The organism is Oceanospirillum beijerinckii DSM 7166 (genome assembly GCF_000422425.1).
Taxonomy (GTDB): Bacteria; Pseudomonadota; Gammaproteobacteria; order Pseudomonadales; family Halomonadaceae; genus Oceanospirillum; species Oceanospirillum beijerinckii.
In genome coordinates, this window is the sequence record NZ_AULT01000087.1 from 1 (window position 1) to 4,912 (window position 4,912).

Annotated in this window: 4 protein-coding genes; all 4 read left to right on the forward strand. The window is 48.3% G+C overall.

The features are described 5' to 3' along the window. Window positions 1-339: RNA-guided endonuclease InsQ/TnpB family protein (locus tag H579_RS26460; RefSeq protein WP_036566282.1), on the forward strand; the 339-nt coding region annotated here is incomplete at its 5' end. Between the two features lie 94 nt (window positions 340-433). Beyond that, complete coding sequence (gene mazG / locus H579_RS0118320; RefSeq protein WP_028301872.1) at window positions 434-1,354, forward strand: nucleoside triphosphate pyrophosphohydrolase; 921 nt, start codon at window positions 434-436, stop codon at window positions 1,352-1,354. 145 nt (window positions 1,355-1,499) lie between these two features. After that, window positions 1,500-3,638 carry a c-type cytochrome gene (locus tag H579_RS0118325; protein ID WP_028301873.1) on the forward strand — a complete coding sequence of 713 codons (2,139 nt, stop codon included), beginning with the start codon at window positions 1,500-1,502 and terminating at the stop codon, window positions 3,636-3,638. A gap of 229 nt (window positions 3,639-3,867) precedes the next feature. Then, the gene (locus H579_RS0118330) at window positions 3,868-4,332 is read left to right on the forward strand and encodes a pseudoazurin (protein ID WP_051227875.1); all 465 of its coding nucleotides are present in this window, start codon (window positions 3,868-3,870) and stop codon (window positions 4,330-4,332) included. Window positions 4,333-4,912: the final 580 nt, after the last annotated feature.

The following is a 4,912-nucleotide window of genomic DNA, read 5'->3' on the forward strand; positions in this document are numbered from 1 at the left end:
GGCAACGTGAAATCCTCCTCATTAGCCAAAACCAAGATGGCGAAGTCTGTGCTGGATGCAGGTTGGGCCATGCTGAAAACGATGCTGGATTATAAATGCGCTCACGCAGGTATTGTTTTCAAAGAAGTTGATGAGTCGTACACCACCCAAACCTGTTCGAGTTGTGGCAGTTTGCCTGATTCGAGGCCGAAAGGTATCGCAGGACTTGGAATAAGAGAGTGGATCTGCAGTGCGTGTGGTGTCACGCACGACCGCGATGTGAATGCGGCCAGGAACATTCTTGCGGTCGGACATGGCCGTCTAGCTGTAGGAATCCCCCGCTATAATCAGCTTGCCTGATTTAGCGGAGGGAGGATGTCAATAGTGACTATTCCCGCTTTAATATTTTCCTTTCTTTAATATTTCCCCTTAAGTTTTGACTGCTGGAGCTGCCATGAGCCAACGTTATTCTGTTCAGGATCTGACTTACCTGATGGCCCGTTTACGTGACCCTGAAACCGGATGCCCGTGGGATAAGGAGCAGACATTTGCCACGATTGTGCCTTACACCTTGGAAGAGGCCTATGAGGTGGCGGATACCATCGAAAGGGAAGATTGGTCCCATCTGAAGGATGAGCTGGGTGATCTGCTGTTTCAGGTGATCTATTACGCACAGATGGCGGATGAAAAGGGTTGGTTTAAGCTGGATGATGTGGTGCAGGGGCTGGTGGAGAAGATGGTGCGTCGTCATCCTCATGTGTTTGACGATGGCCAGTTGTATCCCGGTGAGCCTTCTGCTGTGTCAACGGATACTGGCGCAGATAAAGCCCAGTCTGATAATAGGTCTGAGGCTCGCGAAGAAAAAGCCGAAGAAAACACCAAAGAAAAAGCCGAAGTCAGTCAGCAGCAGGTGAAACAGCGTTGGGAAGAGATTAAGGCCCAGGAAAAAGCCGAGAAGGGGATTACCGAAGAGAACCCTTCTATTCTGGCGGATGTGCCAGTGACACTACCGGCGTTAAGTCGGGCGGCGAAGTTGCAAAAACGCGCCTCCAAGGTGGGTTTTGACTGGCCGGATGTACATGGTGTGCTGGATAAGATCCATGAAGAGCTGGATGAGGTAAAAGAGGCCTTGGCTCAGAACGATCTAAAAGCGGCACAGAAAGAGTATGGCGATGTGCTGTTTGCAGCGACCAATTTGACCCGCTTCCTAAAACAAGACCCGGAAACCGCGCTGCGTGGCACCAACCGTAAGTTTGAATTCCGTTTTCAGTATATTGAGCAAAAGCTGAGTGAAGCCGGTTTAAGCTTTGATGATGTAGATCTTGATCAGATGGATGCCTGGTGGGATGAGGCTAAAACGCTAGAAACGAAATAATCCCCCAGATTATGGCGACCCAAAATGGCTTTATCAGAGCGGTTATTTTATAGCGTTTTTGGTAATAGCCTGTAATACCTTTTTGTCGTCGGCTCTATACCATCCCCGTCAAACGGTTGCTCAATATAACTAATAAGGAATAACTATGAGTGCTTGGACGGGGGATAAACAGTCAAGGTTGCTTAGGGTGTTAAAATCCAAGCTGCTGTGGTTGATTGTACTGATCGCTGTGGTGGCTGTGGTCTATGTTGTGATTAAAATTCAGAACACGATTGCAGAGATCAAACATGAGCTGACACCACCTGTACTACCAACTTACACCCAGATGCCGATTGAATATGTCAATCCGCACGGTTGGGGTAAAGACAAGGATACACAGTGGATCTACCACGAATCTCAGGGTACAGCAACGCTGCCTATTCCTTATCAGTGGCTGTTAGCGCTGGAAGAGCCTAGACCCACCCCTTGGCATATTCTGTTTGGCTCTGGTAATAAGTTTGTGGGTGAATACCTGCTGCGTATTGGCTTTATCGAAAGCGACAGCCCCGATGGCTTGCCGATTGGTATTGCGAAAACTGAAAGCATCTACTTCCCTGGTATCGACCGTAACGCTACGGCAGCAGGCTTTACCTGTGCGGCTTGTCATACCGGTCAGATGGTACAAGGTGGCACCCGTTATGTGATTGATGGCGGTCCTGCGATGACGGATTTGGGTTTGCTAACCGCCTCTCTGGGTGCTGCTCTGGGGCAAACCGCGCTATCCAGTCATCTGCCAATCTTTAACAGTCGCTTTGAGCGTTTCGCAAAGAATATATTGGGCAGTAATTACAGTGTGGTGACCCGTAATAAGTTGAAAGATGAGTTAACGGCGACCCTGAAGCTGTTGGGCAGCAGTCAGGATGTGATCAATGTGACGGAAGGTTTCACCTGTCTTGATGCCTTGAATCGTATTGGTAATCAGGTCTTTGATCGCGATATCAATAAACCAGGTAACTATGCGCCGATTGATGCACCGGTAAATTATCCACATATCTGGACGACGTCCTGGTTTGACTGGGTGCAGTACGACGCTTCTATTATGCAGCCTCTGATTCGTAACAGTGGTGAGGCATTAGGCGTTGCTGCGTATGTTAATGCCGAAACTAACAAAGATGAAAATCAGGCAAATACTCAGTACTCCTCGTCTATTCCGGTAAGAAATCTGCACGAGATTGAATACTGGATGTCGGGTGATTATCCGTTCGATGAGCAAAAGCACAAAGGTGGGCCTGCATTTAATGGTCTGCCTGCGCCAAAGTGGCCGGCGAGCTTCCCTAAGATTGATCAGGTAAAAGCGAGTCAGGGGAAGGCATTGTATAACCAGTATTGTCAGGGTTGTCACTTGCCTGTGGTTGGCTCACCTGAGTTCTGGAGTGATAAGTATTGGAAGGAGATTGTCTATAGTGATAAAAGCGGTGACTTAGTGTCTACTGCTGAAAAATATCTGGCGCTGAAGGTTATTTCGCAACAGGATATCAACACTGACCCTGCTCAGGGGGATGTGCTGGTGAATCGTACGGTGGACACTATAGGTCTGGGTCTGAACACGGATATCTGCACTCTGGTCTCTGTGAGTGCTGGTACCATTGATCAGCCGGGTAAAGAGAATGCACAGGCCTCTTATGATTCAGTGACTTATCTTGGCACTGATGACGAAAAGAAAGCAGAGAAATCGGCAGTGGAGTCTGAAGCTTATCTGGCGCATGTGACAATGAAAGACAGTGCGACAGCGAGCTATGCTCTGGCATTGGGCGCTTTTGTGCAGGAGACCAATGATCAGTGGTTTAAGCAGAATTACATTACAGAAGAGCATCAAAAGGTGATGGAAGGTGGTCGTCCTAACTGCCTGCAAGCCGGTGCCGGTTATAAAGCCCGACCTCTGAATGGTATTTGGGCAACGGCTCCATCCCTGCATAACGGTTCTGTGGCCAGTGTCTATGATCTGTTATCGACGCAGAATCAGCGTCCAACCTTTGTTGAACTGGGTAACCTGACGTTTGATACTGAAAAACTGGGCATCGTTCAGGGTAATGTGGCAGCTAAGCTGAATCATCGTAAGGATCTGGCGCACTATAAACTCACTGATGACTATCAGGAGGGGCGCTTTATTCTGGATACCCGCGAGCCGGGCAACTTCAATACAGGTCATATTTTTGATGATCAGCCGATCGGTAACGGTGTGATAGGTCCACGTCTGACAGAAGATGAGAAAAGAGCGCTGATTGAGTACCTGAAAACGCTGTAACGATTAGATTGCAATGAGTTTTGTCTGATGTAGCGGGGATCACTGAATGATCCCCGTTGTTCGTCTCTCTGCCTTTCTTATGATGGCCTCCTCCTTTTGACTCTAATCCTTTGGCTTACTTCGGTTGGTCTGTGCCGGGTTATGCTGTTTTGCCCCCATATGACAATATGTTCGCTTGCGTAGTCGCTATACCATAGTTTCCAGTTCAGAGTGACTGGAGAGAATGAATATGTTGAAGGTTAAGCTGTTGGCTGCGTCGCTGTGTTTAGTGTCTGGCCTGAGTTGGGCCGCTGAGCATACGGTGCACATGAAGAATCGCGGTGAGGGCGGTTCTATGGTGTTTGAACCGGCTGTATTGCATGTGAATGTGGGCGATACGGTGCACTTTGTTCCAAGCAAACCGGCGCATAATTCCGCTTCTGTTGATGGCTTGCTGCCTGAGGGAGCCACACCCTGGAAGGGGGGTATGAGCGAGAAAGTCTCCGTCACTATGGATAAAGAAGGTGTTTACGTCTATCAGTGCGACCCTCATTCTATTATGGCGATGATCGGTGTTGTGGTAGCAGGTAAGCCTGTTAATCTGGAACAGATCAAGTCTGACTCTGCCACGCTGCAGGCGAGCTTTGTGATGAACAAAAAGCGTCTGGGGAAATATCTGGCCCAGCTTGATCAAACTGTTGCGCAAGCTAACTAAGGTGTATGCCGGTTAACTTGAGGTCAGTTTAGGTTGTCTGGATCTGCTAGAGACACTTCTGTTTGGGAGTGTTGTTCTGCCAGGAGGCTTTCTATCCCGTGATAGGGAGTAATCCGGTGGAAGATGTTTGCTTTAATCAGTGCTATTTGGGGTACAAATACTGATTTCTGTCTGCTTTGTCTTTTGTATCACCCTGCTATGTTAAGCGGTATAACTTTGGCCCGTATTCCTCCGTGGATACGGGCTTTTTTTATGGCGAGTGGGTCGATACGGGCTTTTTATGGAGTGGGTAGGTCAAACCTGTTAATGGGTGAGATAAAAAAAGTGGCCGCAAAAGCGGCCAGATATGGCAAATACCCTTTTCAGGGTGACAATGCCGTTCCCAGGGAGTTGGAACGAACCCTATTCTGTATCGTTTCACTTTGTCAGTGTTTTATCTGTCAGTGCATACAGTGATTGGCATAATCTGTAGCAGCTCACAATACTTTAACGGATAGCGCGTAATTCTCCTTCCAAAATTAACGAGCTCAGGCGAGATATTTTGGTGGGAGATGGATAGCGCGGCCAACGTCAAGTTGGC

What these genes read in the sequence shown, in the direction of transcription:
- mazG (WP_028301872.1), top strand. Translation starts at nt 434, where the DNA reads ATGAGCCAACGTTATTCTGTTCAGGATCTGACTTACCTGATGGCCCGT.
- H579_RS0118325 (WP_028301873.1), top strand. Translation starts at nt 1,500, where the DNA reads ATGAGTGCTTGGACGGGGGATAAACAGTCAAGGTTGCTTAGGGTGTTA.
- H579_RS0118330 (WP_051227875.1), top strand. Translation starts at nt 3,868, where the DNA reads ATGTTGAAGGTTAAGCTGTTGGCTGCGTCGCTGTGTTTAGTGTCTGGC.